Source organism: Pseudomonas sp. stari2 (assembly GCF_040760005.1).
Taxonomy (GTDB): Bacteria; Pseudomonadota; Gammaproteobacteria; order Pseudomonadales; family Pseudomonadaceae; genus Aquipseudomonas.
Genome location: NZ_CP099760.1, coordinates 2206910 through 2227544 on the forward strand (window position 1 = coordinate 2206910; position 20635 = coordinate 2227544).

At 60.0% G+C, this 20635-nt stretch carries 16 protein-coding genes; 9 read left to right on the plus strand and 7 right to left on the minus strand.

Annotated features, from left to right (window positions below):
- Positions 1-79 precede the first annotated feature (79 nt).
- A complete protein-coding gene (gene prpD / locus NH234_RS10210; protein WP_367256416.1) occupies positions 80-1564 on the plus strand; it encodes a 2-methylcitrate dehydratase in 1485 nt (494 codons plus the stop codon).
- Positions 1565-1584: 20 nt separating this feature from the next.
- Here prpD and NH234_RS10215 read toward each other — a convergent pair whose 3' ends face one another.
- From NH234_RS10215 to NH234_RS10225, 3 genes are all read right to left on the minus strand, one after another.
- On the minus strand, positions 1585-2907 hold the full coding sequence (locus tag NH234_RS10215) for an AAA-associated domain-containing protein (protein ID WP_085732392.1): 1323 nt from the start codon (positions 2905-2907) through the stop codon (positions 1585-1587).
- A 14-nt stretch (positions 2908-2921) separates the two neighbouring features.
- A complete protein-coding gene (locus NH234_RS10220; protein WP_085732393.1) occupies positions 2922-4667 on the minus strand; it encodes an ABC transporter permease subunit in 1746 nt (581 codons plus the stop codon).
- Positions 4668-4962: 295 nt separating this feature from the next.
- Positions 4963-5781, minus strand: coding sequence for a pyruvate, water dikinase regulatory protein (locus NH234_RS10225; protein ID WP_085711899.1), 819 nt, complete (start codon positions 5779-5781; stop codon positions 4963-4965).
- A 174-nt stretch (positions 5782-5955) separates the two neighbouring features.
- On the opposite strand from NH234_RS10225, the gene ppsA reads away from it, so the two are divergent.
- The 8 genes from ppsA to NH234_RS10265 all read left to right on the plus strand — a co-directional run bounded on the left by ppsA (position 5956) and on the right by NH234_RS10265 (position 14131).
- Positions 5956-8331 carry a phosphoenolpyruvate synthase gene (gene ppsA, locus NH234_RS10230; RefSeq protein ID WP_367256417.1) on the plus strand — a complete coding sequence of 792 codons (2376 nt, stop codon included), beginning with the start codon at positions 5956-5958 and terminating at the stop codon, positions 8329-8331.
- A gap of 94 nt (positions 8332-8425) precedes the next feature.
- Entirely contained in the window at positions 8426-9415 is a 990-nt protein-coding gene (locus tag NH234_RS10235) for an alpha/beta fold hydrolase (protein WP_367256418.1), read from the plus strand.
- A gap of 226 nt (positions 9416-9641) precedes the next feature.
- The gene (rraA, locus tag NH234_RS10240; protein ID WP_085732396.1) at positions 9642-10133 is read left to right on the plus strand and encodes a ribonuclease E activity regulator RraA; all 492 of its coding nucleotides are present in this window, start codon (positions 9642-9644) and stop codon (positions 10131-10133) included.
- A gap of 25 nt (positions 10134-10158) precedes the next feature.
- Complete coding sequence (locus NH234_RS10245; RefSeq protein WP_085732397.1) at positions 10159-11154, plus strand: zinc transporter ZntB; 996 nt, start codon at positions 10159-10161, stop codon at positions 11152-11154.
- Between the two features lie 63 nt (positions 11155-11217).
- Complete coding sequence (locus tag NH234_RS10250; RefSeq protein WP_065259737.1) at positions 11218-11466, plus strand: CrfX protein; 249 nt, start codon at positions 11218-11220, stop codon at positions 11464-11466.
- A gap of 2 nt (positions 11467-11468) precedes the next feature.
- Positions 11469-12293, plus strand: a complete 825-nt coding sequence (locus NH234_RS10255; protein WP_065259736.1) for a mechanosensitive ion channel domain-containing protein — start codon at positions 11469-11471, stop codon at positions 12291-12293.
- Between the two features lie 90 nt (positions 12294-12383).
- A complete protein-coding gene (sigX, locus tag NH234_RS10260; RefSeq protein WP_011333251.1) occupies positions 12384-12974 on the plus strand; it encodes an RNA polymerase sigma factor SigX in 591 nt (196 codons plus the stop codon).
- Positions 12975-13081: 107 nt separating this feature from the next.
- Positions 13082-14131, plus strand: a complete 1050-nt coding sequence (locus tag NH234_RS10265; protein ID WP_085711904.1) for an OmpA family protein — start codon at positions 13082-13084, stop codon at positions 14129-14131.
- Positions 14132-14207: 76 nt separating this feature from the next.
- Here NH234_RS10265 and cobA read toward each other — a convergent pair whose 3' ends face one another.
- Genes cobA through nirB form a run of 4 tightly spaced genes read right to left on the minus strand, consistent with a single transcriptional unit; the run spans position 14208 to position 20455 of the window.
- Positions 14208-14960, minus strand: coding sequence for a uroporphyrinogen-III C-methyltransferase (cobA, locus tag NH234_RS10270; protein WP_367256419.1), 753 nt, complete (start codon positions 14958-14960; stop codon positions 14208-14210).
- A 13-nt stretch (positions 14961-14973) separates the two neighbouring features.
- Positions 14974-17688, minus strand: coding sequence for a molybdopterin-dependent oxidoreductase (locus NH234_RS10275; protein WP_367256420.1), 2715 nt, complete (start codon positions 17686-17688; stop codon positions 14974-14976).
- Positions 17688-18005: a nitrite reductase small subunit NirD gene (nirD, locus tag NH234_RS10280; RefSeq protein WP_007951992.1), complete on the minus strand. Its 318-nt coding sequence runs from the start codon at positions 18003-18005 to the stop codon at positions 17688-17690. The genes NH234_RS10275 and nirD overlap by 1 nt, the downstream gene beginning before the upstream one ends.
- Positions 18002-20455, minus strand: a complete 2454-nt coding sequence (gene nirB / locus NH234_RS10285; RefSeq protein WP_085732400.1) for a nitrite reductase large subunit NirB — start codon at positions 20453-20455, stop codon at positions 18002-18004. Before nirB ends, nirD begins: the two co-directional genes overlap by 4 nt.
- Positions 20456-20635: the final 180 nt, after the last annotated feature.

The window sequence follows — 20635 nt, forward strand, 5'->3', positions numbered from 1 at the left end:
CCATGCGCATTTCAATAAGAAGAAAATCAGCCCTGAACCGAGGTCCCATCAACGAACCACTTCCAAGAGTGAATCGAACATGAGCACCAACGTCGACCTGAACAACCGCCCCGACTACGACCGTGTCCTGCAGGACATCGCCGATTACGTTCTCACCTTCAAAATCGAATCCACCGAAGCTCTCGACACCGCCCGCAACTGTCTGATGGACACCCTGGGCTGCGGCCTGCTGGCCCTGCGTTTCCCCGAGTGCACCAAACACCTTGGCCCCATCGTCGAAGGCACCGTCGTGCCCTTCGGCGCGCGGGTGCCGGGCACTTCCTATCGCCTCGACCCGGTAAAAGCCGCGTGGGACATCGGCTGCATCGTGCGCTGGCTCGATTACAACGACACCTGGCTCGCCGCCGAATGGGGGCATCCGTCGGACAACCTCGGCGGGATACTCGCGGTGGCCGATCACCTGTCGCAGAAACGCCTGGCCAATGGCGAAGCGCCGCTGACGGTGCGCGATGTGCTTGAAGCAATGATCATGGCTCACGAGATTCAGGGCGTAATCGCACTGGAAAACTCCTTCAACCGCGTAGGCCTCGACCATGTGATCCTGGTGAAAGTGGCCTCCACAGCAGTTGTCGCCAAACTGATGGGCGCCCATCGCGAGCAGCTGTTGTCTGCGTTGTCCCACGCGTTCGCCGACGGTCAGGCATTGCGTACTTACCGCCATGCGCCGAATGCCGGCTCACGCAAATCCTGGGCGGCGGGGGATGCGTCCAGTCGTGGCGTGCGTCTGGCGGATATCGCGATGCGCGGTGAAATGGGAATTCCCGGTGTGCTGACGGCCAAGCAGTGGGGCTTCTACGACGTGCTGTTCAGCCACACCAACAACGATCTGGCGCTCAAGCCTGAAGGCAAGCGAGCCTTCAGCTTCTCGCGACCCTTCGGCAGTTACGTGATGGAAAACGTGCTGTTCAAGATCAGCTTCCCCGCCGAATTCCACGCGCAAACCGCCTGCGAAGCCGCGGTGACCCTGCACCCGCAGGTGCGCAATCGTCTGCATGAGATCGACCGCATCGTCATCACCACCCACGAATCGGCGATCCGCATCATTTCCAAGGTCGGCCCGTTGGCCAACGCCGCCGACCGCGATCACTGCATTCAGTACATGACCGCCGTGCCGCTGGCGTTCGGCAATCTGGTGGCCGAGCAGTACGAAGACGATTTCCACGCAGCTCATCCGGTCATCGATGTGCTGCGCGAAAAAATGGTCATCGTCGAAGATCCGCGTTTCACCCGCGAATATCTCGAAGCCGACAAGCGCTCGATTGCCAACGCGGTGCAGGTGTTTTTCAAGGACGGCTCCAGCACCGAAAACGTGGTGGTGGAGTACCCGATCGGTCACCGCCGGCGTCGGGCCGAGGGCATTCCGTTGCTGGAGGACAAGTTCAGAGCGAACCTGGCCACGCGTTTCACCGGCCAGCGCAGCGCCGAGATCCTTGCGCTGTGCAAGGATCAGACGCGGCTCGAGGCGACGCCGGTGAATCGTTTTGTCGACTTGTTCGTGATCTGAAACACCGGGATTGTCGAGGGCTACAGGCTGCCCTCGACATCGTCCAGGCTGAAGGTCTCCGTATGGTCGTCGTAGGAGAAAATCTCCGCATAGCGACCCCAGGCAATCACGATTTCCAGGTTTTTCTCGACGAAGGCTTCGGTCAGCGAGTCTTCCAGTTCCTGCTCGAAACGCACCCGTGGCGCCCGGTGGCCGTTGCGCTCCAGCAATACCTGGCGGATCCGCGCGGCCAGCGGTATGTAGCGGATCAGATGTTCGGCAAACAGGGTCTTGCGCTCCTGGGTGCCGTAGTCGGCGAACAGTTTGCCGGCGTCCGTCAGGGTGATGTCCGCGCCCTTGAGTTCGGCGAAACCCAGGTATTCGAGCATCTCGGCCACCGGGAACAGGTCGTCCACTTCCAGCAAGCGACGCTCGGCTACGGTGGGCAGACCGGCGTGGCCGTTGTAGGGCTCGGCCGCGAGGGTTTCGATCAGGCCCGCCATCAAGTTGGTGGACACTTCCTGCAGCGGGCTGCTGATCTTCAGTTCGGGTTTGCCGGTGCTGGCATCGGCGCTGCGGCGGTCGGTCATCTGCGCGTAGATGTCATCGACCATCTGCCGGAACGCCGGATCCAGGCGATTGCGTGGGTGGGCGAAGGGCACCTTGATTTCCGCCACCAGCCGCCCGGGGTTGGAAGACAGCACCATAATGCGGTCGCACATCAACACCGCTTCTTCAATGTTGTGGGTCACGATCAGGATCGATTTGATCGGCAGTTGCTTGCCGCTCCACAGATCCAGCAAGTCGTTTCTCAGGGTTTCGGCGGTCAACACGTCCAGCGCCGAGAAGGGCTCGTCCATCAACAGTAGCGTCGGGTTTACCACCAGCCCGCGAGCGAATCCCACGCGCTGGCGCATGCCGCCGGACAGTTCGCGAGGATAGGCGTTTTCGAAACCGTCCAGGCCGATCAGGTCGATGGCCGCCAGCGCACGCTTGCGCGCTTCCTTGCGTTCGACCTGCAAGGCTTGCAGGCCGGCCTCGACGTTTTCCAGCACCGTCAGCCACGGGAACAGGGCAAAGGTCTGGAACACCATGGCCACACCTTCGGCCGGGCCGTCCAGCGGCTTGCCGTTGTACAGAACCTCGCCCGACGAAGGCTCGATCAGGCCCGCGATGATCCGCAGCAGGGTCGACTTGCCCGAGCCGGAGCGGCCGAGCATGCCAACGATCTCGCCTTCGTGCAGGGCCAGGTTGACCCCGCTGAGCACTTGCAACTCGTCCTTGCCCTTGCCAAACACCCGGTTGACGTCGGTGAGCGAGTAGATTTCGGGTGTGGTGCCCGCGTGTTCGGTATAGGTATTCATCACATCGAATCCCGTCAGTTCAGGCGAAGTTTGTTTTCGGCCATGGCGTACATCGGCCGCCAGACCACGCGATTGAAGGCCACGACAAAGAACGACATCACCACCACGCCGAGGGTGATTTTCGGGAAGTCGCCGGCGGCCGTGGTTTGCGCGATGTAGGCGCCCAGGCCATGGGCGACGACCTTGTCTTGCCCCCAGGAAACGAATTCGGAAACGATGCTGGCGTTCCACGCACCACCCGAGGCGGTAATTGCACCCGTCACGTAATACGGGAAGATCCCCGGCAGCATCACCTTGCGCCACCACAGCCAGCCGTGAATGCGGAAGTTGGCGGCGGCTTCCTTGAAGTCATTGGGGAAGGCGCTGGCCCCGGCGATCACGTTGAACAGGATGTACCACTGGGTGCCGAGCACGATCAGCGGACTGAGCCATATATCCGGGTTCAACTGGTAACGCAGGATCACGATGACGAATACCGGGAACAGCAGATTCGCCGGGAACGCCGCGAGGAACTGCGCCAGTGGCTGGATTTTTTCCGCCAGCGCCGGTCGCAGGCCGATCATCACGCCCAGCGGCACCCAGATCAGCGAGGCGATGAAGATCAGCCCGGCCACTCGCAACAGGGTAAACACCCCCATCAGCAACACATGTCCGACCTCGGCAAACGTTACTTCGGTGCCGACGTACAAAACGATGTGATAGAGCGCATACGCGGTCAGCAACCCGATCAGCGAGCCCCAGATCCAGTCGATCACTTTGGTGGTGGCGGGGCTTTCCGAGGCCATGACCTTGCGCGCGGTGCGCGGCAGGTTCAGGCGCATATTGCCGATTCGGCTGATGACGCGAGTGATGGGGCGCAAAATGCGCTGGACCAGCCGGGTACGCTGGATCAGATTCAGTACCCAGGACTCCGGTGCGGTGGTCTGTGAGGCGGTGTTTTCCATGCGGAACTTGTCCGCCCACGCAACCAGAGGGCGGAACAGGAACTGGTCATAGATCAGGATGACCACGACCATTGTCAGGATGACGTAGCCCACCGCGTGCATGTCCTTTTGCGCGATGGCCATGGCCAGGAACGAGCCGATCCCCGGCAGGGTGATGGTTTGGTCACCGACGGTGATCGCTTCCGAGGCCACAACGAAAAACCAGCCGCCGGACATGCTCATCATCATGTTCCAGACCAGTCCGGGCATGGCGAAAGGCACGTCGAGCTTCCAGAACTTCTGCCAGCCGGACAGTTGCAGGTTGGTCGACACTTCCACCAGGTCCCGCGGCAGCATGCGCAACGATTGGTAGAAGCTGAAGGTCATGTTCCACGCCTGGCTGGTGAAAATGGCAAAGATCGCGGCGAGTTCCGCGCCCAGTACCCGGCCCGGAAACAGCAATAAAAAGAAGGTCACGGTAAAGGAGATGTAACCCAGCACCGGCACCGATTGCAGGATGTCCAGCACCGGCACCAGCAGCTTTTCGGCCCGACGGCTTTTTGCGGCCAACGTGCCGTAGAGCAGGGTGAACACCAGTGACGCGACCATTGCCGCGAGCATGCGCAGGGTGGTGCGCATGGCGTATTCGGGTAAATTGCTCGGGTCGAGGGACACCACTTCACTTTGCAGGGAGCCGATCGGGGCCCAGGTTTCCCGGGCAACGATGGAGAAAAACAGCAAAAAGCCGATCACCAGCGGCAGGGCGATCAAGTCCCAGCGATTGGGCAACAGGCGCCGTGTCGAGGCCGGGATGTAGTGGCGGAACACTTTGTTCATAGGCAGTGAGTCCTGCAGCGTTCTGAATGGAGGCGCGGCTGTCTGAGCGTAGCTTCTGTCTGCATTGCGCACCCGGGAAGGAGCGGGCGCTCATTCCATGACTTCAAGTGGGAAGCGGATGCTGCGGACCCGGTGAATTCACCGGGTCGAGAGGGTTGGCGCATCCGGTTTCGGGCCGGATACGCAACTTGCGCGGATTGTATATTTCGAAATGTTACAGAGGCGTAAAAAACACGGTCCGGGAGCGGGCTTGTGATACTTCATTCAGCCTGCGGACAGGTTGGGCGGGGCCGGGTTACTTGAACCGCCGCTCCACGCCTTTTTCCACCAGGATCTTCGCCGAAATCTCTTCCACGGAAAAATGCGTGGAATTGATGTGCGGGATGTTCTCGCGGCGGAACAGGTTCTCCACTTCGCGCACTTCGAATTCGCACTGGGCGTAGCTCGAATAGCGGCTGTTGGGCTTGCGCTCGTTGCGGATCGCAGTGAGGCGGTCCGGGTCGATGGTCAGGCCGAACAGCTTGTGCTGGTGGGCGCGCAGGGCGGCCGGCAGTTGCAGGCGTTCCATGTCGTCTTCGGTCAGCGGGTAGTTGGCCGCACGGATGCCGAATTGCATCGCCATGTACAGACACGTCGGCGTCTTACCACAACGCGACACGCCCACTAGTATCAGGTCGGCCTTGTCGTAATAGTGGGTGCGGGCGCCGTCGTCGTTGTCGAGGGCGAAGTTCACCGCCTCGATCCGCTCCATGTAGTTGGAGTTGTGACCGATCGAATGGGATTTGCCGACAGTGTAGGAAGAATGCTCGGTCAGCTCCTGCTCGAGAGGGGCGAGGAAGGTCGAGAAAATGTCGATCATGAAACCATTGGAGGTTGCGAGAATCTCACGAATGTCCTGATTGACGATGGTGTCGAAGATGATCGGCCGGAAACCGTCGGTTTCAGCGGCTTTGTTGATTTGTTGTACCATGGCCCGCGCTTTGTCCGCGTTGTCGATGTAGGGCCGCGTGAGTTTGGTGAAGGTGATGTTTTCGAACTGCGCCAGAAGGCTTTGACCCAGGGTTTCGGCGGTGATGCCGGTGCCATCGGAGATAAAGAAAGCAGATCGTTTCATTTGCACCTTGGGCCTTAAGCTAATGAGTATTTCTGGATATGATAGGCGCGATTTGCCGGCCGCCATTGGCCCGCATTCTCACTTATTTTCCAGGTCCAGGCCATACAGCCGGCCAACGCTCCCCCGAGCCGCCGGTTTCTGAGCTTTTCCAACACAGTTAGTGGAGAGATCACCTTGGTAGAGTACGTAGTTTCCCTCGATAAGCTCGGCAAACACGATGTTGAGCATGTGGGGGGCAAGAACGCATCCCTGGGCGAGATGATCAGTAACCTGGCCGGTGCCGGTGTTTCGGTCCCCGGCGGCTTCGCCACCACGGCGCAGGCCTATCGCGACTTCCTGGAACTGAGCGGTCTGAACGATCAGATCCACAAGGCCCTCGATGCGCTGGACGTCGATGACGTCAATGCCCTGGCCAAGACTGGTGCCCAGATCCGCCAATGGATCATGGAAGCCGAATTCCCTGAAAAACTGAACACCGAGATCCGCACCGCGTTCGCCGCGCTGTCGGCCGGCAATCCTGACGTGGCCGTGGCAGTACGTTCCTCCGCCACCGCCGAAGACTTGCCGGACGCTTCGTTCGCCGGTCAGCAGGAAACCTTCCTGAACATCCGTGGCGTTGAAAACGTCATTCGCGCGGCCAAGGAAGTGTTCGCGTCCCTGTTCAACGACCGTGCCATTTCCTACCGCGTGCACCAGGGCTTCGACCACAAGCTGGTCGCCCTGTCGGCTGGCGTGCAGCGCATGGTGCGTTCGGAAACCGGCACCGCCGGCGTGATGTTCACCCTCGATACCGAATCCGGCTTCCGTGACGTGGTGTTCATCACCGGCGCCTACGGCCTGGGCGAAACCGTCGTACAAGGCGCGGTGAACCCGGACGAATTCTATGTTCACAAGGGCACGCTGGAGGCCGGTCGTCCGGCGATCCTGCGTCGCAACCTGGGCAGCAAGGCCATCAAGATGATCTACGGCGACGAGGCCAAGGCCGGTCGTTCCGTGAAGACCGTCGATGTCGACAAGGCCGACCGTGCACGTTTCTGCCTGACCGACGCTGAAGTCAGCGAACTGGCCAAACAGGCGATGATCATCGAGAAGCACTACGGCTGCCCGATGGACATCGAGTGGGCCAAGGACGGTGATGACGGCAAGCTGTACATCGTGCAGGCCCGTCCGGAAACCGTGAAGAGCCGTACCCAGGCCAACGTCATGGAACGTTACCTGCTGAAAGAAACCGGCACCGTGCTGGTGGAAGGTCGTGCCATCGGTCAGCGCATCGGTGCGGGCAAGGTGCGGATCATCCGCGACGTGTCGGAAATGGACAAAGTCCAGCCTGGCGACGTGCTGGTCTCCGACATGACCGACCCGGACTGGGAACCGGTCATGAAGCGCGCCAGCGCCATCGTCACCAACCGTGGCGGCCGTACCTGCCACGCGGCGATCATCGCCCGTGAGCTGGGTATTCCGGCAGTGGTCGGTTGCGGCAACGCCACCCAACTGCTGAAGGATGGCCAGGGCGTGACCGTGTCCTGCGCCGAAGGCGATACCGGTTACATCTTCGAAGGCGAACTGGGCTTCGACATCAAGAAGAACTCCGTGGACGCCATGCCGGAGCTGCCGTTCAAGATCATGATGAACGTCGGCAACCCGGACCGCGCCTTCGATTTCGCGCAGCTGCCGAACGCCGGTGTGGGCCTTGCCCGTCTGGAATTCATCATCAATCGCATGATCGGCGTGCACCCGAAAGCGCTGTTGAATTACGAAGGCCTGCCGCAGGAAATCAAGGACAGCGTCGACAAGCGCATCGCAGGTTACGACGATCCGGTCGGCTTCTATGTCGAAAAACTGGTTGAAGGCATCAGCACCCTGGCGGCTGCGTTCGCACCGAAGAAGGTCATCGTGCGTCTGTCGGACTTCAAGTCCAACGAATACGCCAACCTGATCGGCGGCAAACTGTACGAGCCGGAAGAAGAAAACCCGATGCTGGGCTTCCGTGGGGCTTCGCGTTACATCAGCGAATCATTCCGTGACTGCTTCGAACTCGAGTGCCGTGCGCTGAAACGCGTGCGCAACGAGATGGGCCTGACCAACGTCGAAATCATGGTGCCGTTCGTGCGTACCCTGGGCGAAGCCAGCCAGGTGGTCGATCTGCTGGCCGAAAACGGCTTGAAGCGCGGCGACAACGGCCTGCGCGTGATCATGATGTGCGAACTGCCGTCCAACGCGATTCTCGCTGAAGAATTCCTCGAATTTTTCGACGGTTTCTCGATCGGTTCCAACGACCTGACTCAACTGACACTGGGTCTGGACCGTGATTCCGGGATCATCGCGCACCTGTTCGACGAGCGTAATCCAGCGGTCAAGAAACTGCTGGCCAACGCAATTGCCGCGTGCAACAAGGCTGGCAAGTACATCGGCATCTGCGGTCAGGGTCCTTCGGACCACCCGGACCTGGCCAAGTGGCTGATGGAACAGGGCATTGAAAGCGTGTCGCTCAACCCGGACACCGTGCTGGAAACCTGGTTCTTCCTGGCTGAGGGTCAGGCTCAGGCCTGATCAGTGAGCGAAGCGGCCGGTGATTGACCGGCTGCTTCAGGATTCAAGTAGGGCGGGCTCCTCTGGATGCCGCCCTTTTTTGTGCAAGAGCATTATGCAAAGCAGCAGCAACCTGTTTCCTGTCGCTCTGATCAGCGCCGAACGACGCGGCGATCTGAGCGAAGATGTCTACCGTTTGAAACCGGGCAACAGTCCCGACTGGTCCGTGGAAATCGCGGTGACCCGTCTCGGCATGGCCGATGAGCCGGCGATTCGCGGTGTGCCGGTGATCTTGCTGCATGGCAGCTTCTCCAACCGGCGCTTCTGGTTTTCCCCGAAAGGTTTGGGGCTGGGCGCCTATCTGACCCGACTGGGTTTCGATGTGTGGATCCCGGAAATGCGCGGCCACGGCATGTCCCGGCGCAACGAGGACTATCGCCGCAATCGCGTCGCCGACTACGCCCGTTACGATTTGCCGGCCATCGCCGCGTTCGTGCGTGAGCAGAGCGGGCAGGTGCCGCACTGGATCGGCCATTCGCTGGGCGGCATTACCCTGGCGGCAGCGCTGGGCGGCGAATACCTGGGCGAGCCGGCGGTGGCGTCGGCGGCATTTTTCGGCACGCAGGTCAGCCGCACATACTGGCCGCTGAAAATTCCACCGGTGGAGTGGAGCGGGCGCTTCATTCTCAAGCGTTTTGCCCAGTTGTCGGGCTCGCGGCTCAAGCGCGGCCCGGAAGACGAGCCGATTGGCCTGGCCCTGGAAAGCATGCGCTGGTACGGCCTGTTCGGGCGTTTCGGGGACAAGGACAAGGATTGGTGGGCGGGGCTCGCCGATGTTCAGGTGCCGGTTTTGGCGGTGACGGCGGCTGGCGATCATCAGGATCCGGCCTGGGCCTGCCGCAAGCTGTTCGAGCAAATCGGCTCCGAGCACAAGCAGTTCATCAATCTGGGACGTGAGCAGGGCTTCAGCGAAAATTTCGGCCATGTCGAGATGCTGGTGAGCAAGACTGCCCAGGCTGAAGTCTGGCCGCTGGTGGCGCGCTGGTTGGCTGACCAGCACACGCCATTACTCGGCGAAAAGGTGGATCTGGCGGTGGCGGGATGAGCGGAAGGCTCTGAAAAGGGCATTTCGTTCGAGTCGGCTTGCGGCTAAGATATGACGCACTGGGCGGTTCCGGTCACATTTGGTGGCTGTTTCGCTATTACGTTTCAGCTTGTGTTCAGGTTCGCTCAGCGACCATTGCATGAACTAAGGTAAACAGCGACCGCCGGATCTCGTTTCAAAAGCGTGCGACATCCTTGATCGTCTTCCTTGTTACAGGAGTTATTCGATGAACCATTACCTCACGCCTGACCTGTGCGACGCCTATCCGGAGCTGGTGCAGGTGCTGGAACCGATGTTCAGCAATTTCGGCGGCCGTGATTCCTTCGGTGGCGAAATCGTGACCATCAAGTGCTTCGAAGACAACTCGCTGGTCAAGGAACAAGCCGAACTCAAGGGCAACGGCAAAGTGTTGGTGGTCGATGGTGGTGGTTCTCTGCGCTGCGCGCTGCTGGGCGACATGATCGCCGAGAAAGCCTCGAAAAACGGCTGGGAAGGGCTGGTGATCTACGGCTGCATCCGTGATGTGGACGTCATCGCCCAGACCGATCTCGGCGTTCAGGCGCTGGCCAGCCACCCGAAGAAGACCGACAAACGCGGTCTCGGCGACCTCAACGTGCCGGTAACGTTTGCGGGTGTCACCTTTCATCCGGGTCAATACATCTATGCGGACAACAACGGTGTGATCATCTCGCCGAGCCCGCTGAAGATGCCTGAATAAAATCGCGGTAAGCACTGGGGTGAGGATGTTCGAGGAAGAAAACGCGCAATGGGGGTTGGTGCATGCCCTGGTGCTGGACGGTAAAGGCGGTGCGCGTTCGATAGCCCGGACTGATCTCGACAGTTTGCAGTTGCAGGCACACGAAAGCCTGTGGCTGCACTGGGATCGCAGTCACCCGCAGACCCAGACCTGGCTGCGCAAATCCAGTGGACTCAACGAATTCACCTGCGATCTGCTGCTGGAAGAGAACACACGTCCACGGCTGTTGCCGCTGCCCGATTCCGAATTGCTGCTGTTTCTGCGCGGGGTCAACCTCAATCCGGGTGCCGAGCCGGAAGATATGGTCTCGGTACGAATTTTCGCTTCGGCCCAGCGTGTGATTTCCCTGCGTCTGCGCCCCTTGCGCGCCACCGATGAACTGTTGGCGATGCTGGGTGAGGGCAAAGGCCCGAAAACCTCGTCCGAACTCATTCTCTATCTCGCCCAATACCTCACCAACAAGGTGCAGGATCTGGTCACTTGCCTCTCGGAAGTGGTCGATGAAGAGGAAGAAAAGCTGGATGCCGACGAACGGTATACTCCCGAGCACGGTGCCATTTTGCACATCCGTCGCCGGGCGGCCGGGCTGAAGCGTTTTCTTGCGCCGCAGCGGGATATTTTCGGACAGCTGACGCGGATAAAACTGCCTTGGTTCGTCGATGACGACGCCGACTACTGGAACGAATTGAACAACAGCCTGACCCGCTATCTCGAAGAGCTCGAATTGACCCGAGAGCGCGTGGGGCTTGTGCTGGACACCGAAGACCGGCGTTTGAGCGTGCGCATGAATCGCACCATGTACCGCTTCGGAATCATCACCGGGATATTTTTGCCGATGAGTTTTCTCACCGGCCTGCTGGGGATCAATGTCGGCGGAATTCCGCTTTCCGGGAGCCCCTACGGATTCCTTGTGGCGTGCCTGCTGATGGTCTCGGTGGCGCTCGGACAATGGTGGTTGTTCCGCCGTTTGCGCTGGGTATGACGATGCGCCATGTGACCCGACCAAATTTGCCCGCGTCTTTCACAGACATCACGAGAGGTGCGTATGCACGATCCGTTTGAACAGTCTTTGCGCGACATGCTCAACGCCTCGCCGTCCGGCCGCGACGACGATGCCTGCCTGGGGCGCGTACTCAAAACCGCCAACCGCCAGGTCGGCGCCGGTGATCTGTTCAGCCTGCTGGGCCGCTGGCTGCCCGCGCTGATGATCGCCCTGAACAACGGCTCGGCTCATGTCGCGCCGGTTTCCCGTCTCCGTAAACCTAACGCTCGCACTGCTGATAAGGCTGATTGAATATGGAACTTGATCTCTGGACTCAGAGCCTCGTCACGGCAATGACTGCGTTGTGGACCAAAGTCGCTAATTTCATCCCGAACCTGTTCGGCGCACTGGTGGTGCTGCTGTTGGGCTTCGTCGTGGCCAAGTTGCTGGACACCTTGCTGTCCAAGTTGCTCGCTAAACTCGGCCTTGACCGCCTGATGGGCGGCACCGGCCTGACCAAATTGATGTCCCGTGCGGGACTGCAAGTGCCGATCTCGACCCTGATCGGAAAAATCGTCTATTGGTTCGTTTTGTTGATTTTCCTGGTTTCTGCGGCAGAATCTCTCGGGCTTGAGCGAGTTTCAGCTACGCTGGACATGTTGGCGCTGTATGTGCCGAAAGTTTTTGGCGCCGCGTTGGTACTGCTGGTGGGTGTATTGCTGGCGCAACTGGCCAACGGTCTGGTACGCGGTGCGGCAGAAGGCGTTGGTCTGGACTACGCTTCAGGACTTGGGCGAATTGCCCAGGGCCTGGTGATCATCATCAGTATCTCGGTCGCGATCAGTCAGCTCGAGGTCAAGACCGACCTGCTGAACCATGTGATCGTTATCGTATTGATTACCGTTGGTCTGGCGGTTGCGCTGGCCATGGGCCTGGGAAGCCGGGAAATTGCCGGTCAGATTCTTGCGGGAATCTATGTGCGTGAGTTGTATCAGGTTGGGCAACAAGTGCGTGTTGGCGAGGTCGAAGGCCAGATCGAAGAGATCGGCACGGTTAAAACCACATTGCTGACCGATGAGGGTGAGCTAGTCTCACTCTCCAATCGGATCCTGCTGGAACAGCATGTGAGTAGCCGCTAACCCGGCAAACCCTGCTAATGTATGCCGCCGCAAAATGCCAGCTGATGCTGGCAGCGGTGGACATTGACCTGACTGTCGGCACGACTTGTTTTGAATAAAGCCCAAACGCTATCCACGCGCTACGACCCCCGCGAGCTCTCTGACGAGGAGTTGGTCGCGCGCTCGCATACCGAGCTGTTTCACGTGACGCGCGCCTATGAAGAACTGATGCGGCGTTACCAGCGAACACTATTTAACGTTTGTGCGCGGTATCTTGGGAACGATCGCGACGCAGACGATGTCTGTCAGGAAGTGATGCTGAAGGTGCTGTACGGCCTGAAGAACTTCGAGGGGAAATCGAAGTTCAAGACATGGCTATATAGCATCACTTACAACGAATGCATCACGCAGTATCGGAAGGAACGGCGAAAGCGTCGCTTGATGGACGCACTGAGTCTTGACCCCCTCGAGGAAGCGTCCGAAGAAAAGGCGCCGAAACCCGAGGAGAAGGGCGGGCTTGATCGCTGGCTGGTGTATGTGAACCCGATTGACCGTGAAATTCTGGTGCTACGTTTTGTCGCAGAGCTGGAATTTCAGGAGATCGCAGACATCATGCACATGGGTTTGAGTGCTACAAAAATGCGGTACAAACGTGCTCTAGATAAATTGCGTGAGAAATTTGCAGGCATTGCTGAAACTTAGTTCGGCGCAAATATCTCTTACGTGTAGGCAAGTTCTGATAGACTTGCCGCCGAGTTGTCCCCCGGTTTGCGGGACTGCTTCACAATCACCAGATGGGGATTTAACGGATGAAACTGAAAAACACCTTGGGCTTGGCCATTGGTTCTTTGATTGCCGCTACTTCGTTCGGCGCACTGGCACAAGGCCAAGGCGCAGTTGAAGGCGAACTGTTCTACAAGAAGCAGTACAACGACAGCGTTAACCATGTCGAAGACGGCTTCAACCCAGGCGCCTCTATCGGTTACTTCTTGACCGACGACGTGTCGTTGAACTTCACCTACGACAAGAACAACCACACCCGTTCGAACGACGGCACTGGCAGCCAGAAGCTGGATGGCGACAACTTCGGCCTGATCGCTCAGTACCACTTCAACAACGCTGGTGACGCTCTGCGTCCTTACGTTGCTGGCGGTGTGAAGCACGGCAGCCTGACCAACGTAGCCGCTGACGGCCACACCGGTCGCGACCAGTCGACCTACCTGAACGCTGGCGCTGGCGTTAAGTACTACTTCGCTGAAAACTTCTACGCCCGTGCTGGTGTAGACGCTGACTACAAACTGGACAACGGTCGCTGGAACTACGCTCCAGTAATCGGTCTGGGCGTGAACTTCGGTGGCGGCAACAAGCCTGCTGCTGCTCCAGTTCCAGCTCCAGCTGAAGTCTGCTCCGACAGCGACAACGATGGCGTTTGCGACAACGTTGACAAGTGCCCGAACACCCCAGCCAACGTAACTGTTGACGCTGATGGCTGCCCGGCAGTTGCTGAAGTTGTTCGTGTAGAGCTGGACGTGAAGTTCGACTTCGACAAGTCGGTCGTCAAGCCAAACAGCTACGCTGACATCAAGAACCTGGCTGACTTCATGAAGCAGTACCCATCGACTCACACCACTGTTGAAGGTCACACTGACTCCGTCGGTCCTGACGCTTACAACCAGAAACTGTCCGAGCGTCGTGCAAACGCCGTTAAGCAAGTTCTGGTTAACCAGTACGGTGTTGAATCGTCCCGCGTTCAGTCGATTGGCTACGGCGAAACCCGTCCAGTTGCTGACAACAAAACCGAAGCTGGCCGCGCCGTTAACCGTCGCGTAGAAGCTCAGGTTGAAGCTCAAGCTAAGTAATTAGCTCGCTGCTTTGAGAAAAGCCCGGCTTATGCCGGGCTTTTCTTTGTCTGCGATTTGGTGAAACCGGGGATTGTCAGGCCAGTCGATCGGCTGCCCAGCCAATCGAATCGAGCCGGGTTGCAGCGGCGGCGACGGCGCCGATCAGCAGAATCGCAGGGCTCTTGAGCTGGAAACCAAGGGCATCGTCTTCCATCGCTGTCAGATCACTGCGACATTCGCGTTGCTCTGGCAACGAGGCATTCTCGATCATCGCCACCGGCGTATCCGACGCCATACCGCCCGCCAGCAGTTGCTCGCGAATCTCGCCGAGCTTCGCCACCCCCATGTAAATCACCAGCGTCGTCCCGCCCTGCGCCAAGGCTCGCCAATTCAACTGGCTGTCATCCTGAGTGTGCGCGGTAACCAGCGTTACGCCCCGCGCCACGCCGCGTAACGTCAGCGGAATATCGCATTGAGTCGCCCCGGCCAGCCCGGCGGTGATGCCATTGACCAGCTCCACTTCAATACCGTGTTCACGCAACCACCGCGCTTCCTCACCGCCACGGCCGAAGATGCAGGGATCACCACCCTTGAGGCGAACCACGCATTTGCCCTGGCGCGCATAACGCAGCATCAGCCGATGAATGAATGCCTGGGGCGTCGAACGACAGCCGCCGCGCTTGCCTACGGCAATGATCCGCGCAGCCGGGCAGTGCTCCAGCACCGCGTCGTTGACCAGATCGTCGATCAGCACCACATCCGCTTCGCGCAAGGCACGCACGGCTTTGAGCGTCAGCAGTTCAGGATCGCCGGGACCTGCGCCCACCAGCCAGACTTTTGCGTTCATGGTGTTTTCCTCTTCAGATGACGGCGACCGATCGCGTTTCGACGGCCAGCAAACGCTTGATTTCCGGGACGCAGGAGCCGCATTGCGTGCCGCAGCCCAGTGTGTTTTTCAAACCCTGCAAATCCAGACCTTCTCGAATGCCGGCGCAGACCGCGCTGTGGCTGACGTTCTTGCAATTGCACAAGGTCTTGTCGGTAACGCTCTGCACACCGGCATTGCCCGGCGGCGCACTCATCGGCGCCAACAGCCAGCGCCGCAGTTGTTCGTCTGCGCGGCCCTCCAGCCACAAGCCTTGCAGCCAATGCTGGGCGAGGGTTTCGCCGGCGAGGCGGATGGCCGTGATTCGCCCGCTCTCGATGCGTACCCGTTTGCCGATGGCCCGGCGCGGATCGTCATAGGCCAGTACCGGGCCGTCGATCAGGGCCAGGCATTGATCGATTTCACGCAGCAATTGCGGATCGGGTGCGGCAGCGCTGGCAGCGCGTATCAGCAACGCCGGACGCTCGCGACCGACAAGGCTGAGGCTGACGTAGGAAAACGCCTCACACAGCGGTCGAAGCGCCTCAAAGTGCCGTTGAACATCACCCTCGATCAGTGCGAAAAGCCGCCAGGGCAGATTCACCGGCTCTAGGCGTACCCCGCTGTGCTTGAGTTCCGGTTGTTTCGACAAGGGATCGAAGGCGGGCAGGGTCAGGCAGTTCACGCCTCCCTTGAGAAAGCGATCGCCCCAGTGCATCGGCAAAAAGGCCTGGCCCGGACGCACACTGTCATCGCTGGCGACCGCCACGATCAGCGCTCCCCGGCGACTCTTCAAATTCACCAGATCCCCCGGCTGCAAACGGTGCCGGCGTAATTCGTCCGGGTGCAGGCTCAGTAAGGCTTCGCTGACATGCCCGAACAACTGCGCCGCCGTGCCGGTGCGGCTCATACCGTGCCATTGATCGCGCAGACGGCCGGTGATCAGGGTCAGTGGAAAACGCGCGTCGCGTTGCTCTTTTGCCGCGCGATAGGGATCGGCAACGAATTGCGCGCGACCACTGGACGTAGGAAATATGCCGTCGCAGTACAGCCGTGGCGTACCTTGCCGGGCGCCCTGAGGAAACGGCCATTGTTGTGGGCCGATTTCATCGAGCAATTCATGGCTGATGCCGGACAAATCCAGATCGCGGTCACGGGTCAGCGATTTGAATTCATCAAACAACTGAGCGGGGCGATCGAACGCAAACAGGCTCGGCTGTTGCGGGCGCAGACGTTTCTCCAGACGTTGTGCGAAATCCACTGTGATCGCCCAGTCCGGTCGCGCTTCACCCGGTGCGGCAATGGCTTTGCGGACGTGGGAAATGCGCCGCTCGGAGTTGGTCACCGAGCCTTCCTTCTCGCCCCAACTGGCCGCTGGCAGCAGCAGATCGGCAAACGCTGCGGTTTCAGTGGTGCGAAACGCCTCCTGCAACACCACGAATGGACAAGCCTCCAGCGCAGCCAGTACAGCGTTCTGGTCTGGCATCGATTGCGCCGGGTTGGTGCAGGCAATCCACAGCGCCTTGATCTTGCCGCTGCGCACTTGCTCGAACAATTCGATGGCGCTGAGACCAGTGTTTTCCGGCAGCGAATCCACGCCCCAATACGCCGCCACTTCTGCGCGATGCTCCGGATTGGCAGCCTCACGATGACCGGGCAACAGGTTGGAGAGGCTTCCGGTTTCCCGCCCGCCCATTGCATTCGGCTGACCGGTCAAGGAGAAAGGCCCTGCGCCGGGCCGGCCGATTTGCCCGGTGGCCAGGTGCAGATTGATCAGCGCGCTGTTCTTCGCGCTACCGGCGGAGGACTGATTCAGGCCCATGCACCACAGCGACAGGAAACTCGGCGCGGTACCGATCCATTCGGCGCATTGCTGCAACTGCTCGACACTGATCCCGCACAACTGCGAAACCATGGCCGGCGTGTAATCGCGCACCAGGCTTTTCAGCTCGGCGAGGCCTTCGGTGTGAGTCTGGATGAAGTCGCGGTCGATCCAGTCTTCCCACAACAGCAAATGCAAAATCCCATGGAACAACGCGACATCGGTGCCCGGCAGAATTGCCAGATGCAGGTCGGCAAGGTCGCAAGTGTCGGTACGCCGAGGGTCGATGACGATGACTTTCATCTGCGGGCGGCGGGATTTGGCCTCTTCGAGCCGACGAAAAAGTACCGGGTGGGCGTAGGCCATGTTACTGCCGACGATCATCACGCAATCGCTCAGCTCCAGATCTTCATAGCTGCACGGCGGTGCGTCGGCGCCGAGGCTGCGCTTGTAACCGACCACTGCCGAGGACATGCACAGCCGTGAATTACTGTCGATGTTGTTGGTGCCGACCAGCGCCCGCGCCAGTTTGTTGAAGGCGTAGTAATCCTCGGTCAGCAACTGCCCGGAGATGTAGAACGCCACGCTGTCCGGGCCATGTTCGGCGATGGTGTTGGCGAACACATTGGCGGCGTGTTCCAGCGCGGTGTCCCAATCGCAGCGGCTACGCACCAGGCCTTTGCCCAGGCGCAATTCCGGGTACAACGCCCGTGCCGCCAGATCGCCGGTCAGGTGCAGGGTCGAGCCTTTGCTGCACAGTTTGCCGAAGTTGGCAGGGTGCGCCGGATCGCCGCTGACGCCGAGAATGCGCTCGCCGTCATGCTCGATCAGCACGCCGCAGCCGACCCCGCAATAGCAGCAGGTCGAGGCGGTCGTCTGGCGGTTCATCAGACGGCGTCCCGCAGGGCCAGTTGCACGCGTCCGTTTTCGACCCGGGCCGGGTGATGGTGCGCGCAACCAACGTCCGGTGCCTGGGCTTCGCCGGATTGCAGGTCGATCTGCCAGTTGTGCAGCGGGCAGGCCACGCGCTTGCCGTAGATCAGGCCCTGGGACAACGGGCCGCCCTTGTGCGGGCAGCGGTCGTCGAGTGCGAAAACTTCGTCATCGCTTGTGCGAAAGATCGCAATGTCACCTTTGGGCCCGGCGATGATCCGCGAACCGAGGGCGTTGATCTCTTCCAGGGCACAGATATCGAGCCAGTTCATGCCGGCACCTCCAGGTTTTTCACGGGGATCACGTCGAACTCTTTCTTCAGTTGCGGCTGGGCGAGGCGCTCTTTCCACGGGTCCTGTTCGAACGACAGGGAGAATTGCAGGCGTTCGTTCAGGGCCTTGCGGCGCTCGGGATCTTCCAGCACGGCTTTCTTGATGTGCTCCATGCCGACCCGTTGCAGGTAGTGCACGGTGCGTTCGAGGTAGAAGGCTTCCTCGCGGTACAGCTGCAGGAACGCGCCGTTGTATTCGCGCACTTCCTCGGCGGTCTTGAGCTTGACGAAGAACTCGGCGACTTCGGTCTTGATCCCGCCGTTGCCACCGATGTACATCTCCCATCCGGAATCGACGCCGATGATTCCTACGTCCTTGATCCCCGCTTCCGAACAGTTGCGTGGGCATCCGGAGACTGCCAGTTTCACTTTGTGCGGCGACCACATGTTGAACAGGTCGTGTTCGAGGTCGATGCCCAACTGAGTCGAATTCTGCGTGCCGAAGCGGCAGAACTCGCTGCCGACGCAGGTCTTCACGGTGCGGATGGATTTGCCGTAGGCGTGGCCGGACGGCATGTCGAGGTCTTTCCACACACCGGGCAGGTCCTGCTTCTTGATCCCCAACAGGTCGATGCGCTGGCCGCCGGTAACCTTGACCATCGGCACCTGGTATTTGTCCGCCACGTCGGCGATCCGTCGCAGTTCCGACGGGTTGGTCACGCCGCCCCACATCCTCGGCACGACCGAGTAGGTGCCGTCCTTCTGGATGTTGGCGTGGGCCCGCTCGTTGATCAGGCGCGACTGCGGATCATCCTTGGCTTCGCCGGGCCAGGTGGAAATCAGGTAATAGTTGAGGGCCGGGCGGCAGGTGGCGCAGCCGTTCGGGGTGCGCCAGTTGAGGTAGCTCATGGTGCCGGCGATGGTCAGCAAATGCTGTTCGCGAATGGCCTGACGGATCTGGCCATGGTTGAGATCACTGCAACCGCAGATGGCTTTTTCGCTTTTCGGTTTGACGTCTGCCGCGCCGCCGACGGTGTTGATCAGGATCTGCTCGACCAGTCCGGCACAGGAGCCGCAGGAGCTCGCAGCCTTGGTGTGTTTCTTCACTTCGTCGACGCTGAACAGGCCATGTTCCTGAATGGCCTTGACGATGGTGCCTTTGCACACGCCGTTGCAGCCGCAGACTTCGGCGTTGTCGGCCATGCTCATGGCTTTGTCCTGGCCTTGATGTCCTACGTCGCCCAAGGCGTTTTCGCCAAACATCAAGTGATCGCGGATCTCTCCGATGGCGTGATTCTCACGAATCTGCCGGAAATACCAACCGCCATCTGCCGTATCGCCGTACAGACAGGCACCGACCAGAACGTCATCCTTGATCACCAGTTTTTTGTACACCCCGCCGATCGGGTCGGAGAGGGTGATGGTCTCGGTGCCTTCGCCGCCCATGAAGTCGCCAGCGGAAAACAGGTCGATGCCGGTGACCTTCAGTTTGGTCGACGTCACCGAACCCTGATAGCGGGCGAAACCCAGTTGCGCCAGGTGGTTGGCGCAGACCTTGGCCTGTTCGAACAGCGGTGCAACCAAGCCGTAGGCGATGCCACGGTGGCTGGCGCATTCGCCGATGGCATAGATGCGCGGGTCGTAGGTCTGCAGGGTGTCGTTGACCAGAATCCCGCGATTGCACGGGATGCCGGCCTTTTCCGCCAGTTCGGTATTGGGGCGGATGCCGGCGGCCATGACGACGAGATCGGCAGGAATGATGTCGCCGTTCTTGAATTGCACCGAGCCGACCCGGCCGTTGCCGGCGTCGTGCAGGGCCTGGGTCTGTTCGCACAGGCGAAAGTGCAGGCCACGGGATTCGAGGGCGGTTTGCAGGAGCTGGCCGCTGGTCTTGTCCAATTGCCGTTCCAGCAGCCATTCACCGAGGTGCACCACGGTGACGTGCATGCCGCGCAGCATCAGGCCGTTGGCTGCTTCGAGACCGAGTAGGCCGCCGCCGATCACCACGGCGTGCTTGTGGGTCTTGGCGGTGTCGATCATGGCTTGGGTGTCGGCGATGTCACGGTAACCGATCACGCCCTGCAAGGTGTTGCCGGGGATCGGCAGGATGAACGGGGTTGAACCGGTGGCGATCAGCAGGCGATCGTATTCGGCCTCGGTGCCGTCCTCGGCGATCACCCGGCGTTTGACCCGGTCGATCTCGACCACTTTGCGGTTGAGCAGCAACTTGATGTTGTTTTGCAGATACCAGTCGAGATCGTTGAGCACGATCTCTTCGAAGGTCTGTTCGCCGGCCAGTACCGGTGACAACAGGATACGGTTGTAGTTGGTGTGGGGTTCGGCGCCGAAGACCGTGATGTCGTACAGCTCGTTGCTCAGCTTGAGCAATTCTTCCAGGGTACGGACCCCGGCCATGCCATTGCCGATCATCACCAGTTTGAGTTTTTTCATCAGGTTCTCCGGGGAGCTTCGGGCTTGCCTCTTGTGGGCAGTCAGGCCTTGCTCGACAAAAATGGCGCAAACAAAAAAGGCGTCCCGCCAGTTACCTAGCGAGGACGCCTTTGTCCTTGTCCCGTTCTCTCGGGAAGCCTGGTCTTCGTCGTTGAAGGTCGGGCTTTATGTCAGTTGAAA